Source organism: Streptomyces sp. PA03-1a (assembly GCF_033792805.1).
Taxonomy (GTDB): Bacteria; Actinomycetota; Actinomycetes; order Streptomycetales; family Streptomycetaceae; genus Actinacidiphila.
On the sequence record NZ_JARAVO010000464.1, the window covers coordinates 1 to 1,828 of the forward strand.

The 1,828-nt window shown below is 69.9% G+C and carries 2 protein-coding genes; both read right to left on the reverse strand.

Features of this window, described 5'->3' with window-relative positions; all coding sequences use genetic code 11:
* Position 1: 1 nt before the first annotated feature.
* On the reverse strand, positions 2 to 907 hold the full coding sequence (locus PV341_RS44900; protein ID WP_500321709.1) for a carbohydrate ABC transporter permease: 906 nt from the start codon (positions 905 to 907) through the stop codon (positions 2 to 4).
* Positions 904 to 1,791 carry a carbohydrate ABC transporter permease gene (locus PV341_RS44905; protein WP_500361013.1) on the reverse strand — a complete coding sequence of 296 codons (888 nt, stop codon included), beginning with the start codon at positions 1,789 to 1,791 and terminating at the stop codon, positions 904 to 906. Before PV341_RS44905 ends, PV341_RS44900 begins: the two co-directional genes overlap by 4 nt.
* Positions 1,792 to 1,828: the final 37 nt, after the last annotated feature.

Consider the following 1,828-nt stretch of genomic DNA (forward strand, 5'->3'; position numbering starts at 1 on the left):
GTCAACCCTTCACCGCCCCCTGCATGATCCCGCCCACGATCTGCCGCCCCAGCACCCCGAAAACCACCAGCACCGGCACCGTCCCCAGCAGCGTGCCCGCCATGATCACCGACTGGTCGTGCACGTACCCCCCGCCCAGCTGCCGCAAGGCGACCTGCACCGTGGGCTCCTGCGACGTGAGCGCGATGATCGGCCAGAAGAAGTCGTTCCAGGACGCCATGAACGTGAGCATCCCCAGCACCGCCATCCCCGGCCGGGCGATGGGCACGACGATGCTCCAGAAGATCCGCGCCGTCGAGGCGCCGTCGACGCGGCCGGCCTCGATCAGCTCGTCCGGCAGCGACTGCGCGAGGTACTGCCGCATGAAGAAGACCCCGAAGGCCGAGACGAGTCCGGGGAGGATGACGGACTGGAGCTGGTTCACCCAGTGCAGCTCCGCGATGAGCATGAAGAGCGGGATGACGCCCAGCTGGGGCGGGATCATCATCGTGCCGACCGTCAGGGTGAGCAGCGCGTTGCGGCCCCGGAAGCGCAGTTTCGCGAAGGCGAACCCGGCGAGCGTGGAGCACAGGACGGTTCCGACGGTCACCGACCCGGAGACGATCAGTGAGTTGAGCAGGGCCTTGCCGATGTCGGCCTGTTCCAGCACCTGCCGGAAGTTGTGCACGAGGTTGCCGCCGGGCAGCAGCGACGGCGGGCTGGCGGCCAGCTCCGCGTTGGACCGGGTCGCGGCGACGATCGTCCAGTAGAAGGGGAAGGCGGAGATCGCCGCCGCGACGATCAGAAGGGCGTAGGCGAGACGGCCGCCGTGGTGCTGCCGGCCCGCCCGGGCGGAGCGCAGGCGGGGCAGGGGGCGTGCGGTCCCGGCGTCGCGGCCGGGTCGCGGCCGTGTGAGGAGCGCGCTCATCGACGGGTCCCCTTCCGTGAACGGTGCCGTGCCAGCGCGGTGTTGAGCAGCACGAGCAGGACGATGAGGACGAACATCACCCAGGCGATGGCGGCGGCGCGGCCCAGGTGGAAGTAGCCCCAGCCCTGCTCGTACATGTAGAGGCCGAGGGTCTGGTACTGGTGGGAGATGCCGCCCGAGATGCTCCCCTCGAACAGCAGCGGCTCGCCGAAGAGCTGGGTGGCGCCGATCGTGGAGACCACGATCGTGAAGAGGATCGTGGGCCGCAGGCCGGGCAGGGTGACGTGGAGGAACTGCCGCCACCGCGAGGCGCCGTCGAGTTCGGCGGCCTCGTACAGGTCCCCGGGGATGGACTGCATCCCGGCGAGGTAGATGAGCGCGTTGTAGCCGGTCCACCGCCAGGTGACGATCGTGGACACCGCGATCTGCGAGGCGACGGTCCCGGACTGCCAGTCGACGGGCCCGATGCCGGCAAGCCCGAGCAGCCAGTTGACCAGGCCGAAGTCGCGGCCGAAGAGCTGGGCGAAGACCAGGGTCGCGGCGGCAACGGACGTGGCGTACGGCAGGAGCATCGTGACCCGGAAGAAGGTCCGGCCCCGCAGCTTGTAGTTGAGCAGGTGGGCGAGGCCGAGCGCCATGAGCAGTTGCGGCACGGTGGAGACGACCCCGATGGTGAAGGTGTTGCGCAGCGCGGTCCAGAAGAAGTCGTCGTGCAGGAGCGCGGTGTAGTTGTCCAGGCCCCGCCATTCCATCGCGCCGGGGGTCTGGAGCTCGACGCGGTAGAGGGAGACGTACGCGGTGTAGAGCAGCGGGAACAGCCCGAACGCGGCGAAGAGCGCGAAGAACGGCGCGATGTAGGCGTACGGCGACAGCCGGGCGAGCAGTCGCCGCGGGGGCGCCTGGGCTGCCGGGGGCCGGGCG

Excerpts from the sequence above, each read along its gene's own strand:
- PV341_RS44900 (WP_500321709.1), bottom strand. The coding sequence starts at position 907 with ATGAGCGCGCTCCTCACACGGCCGCGACCCGGCCGCGACGCCGGGACC.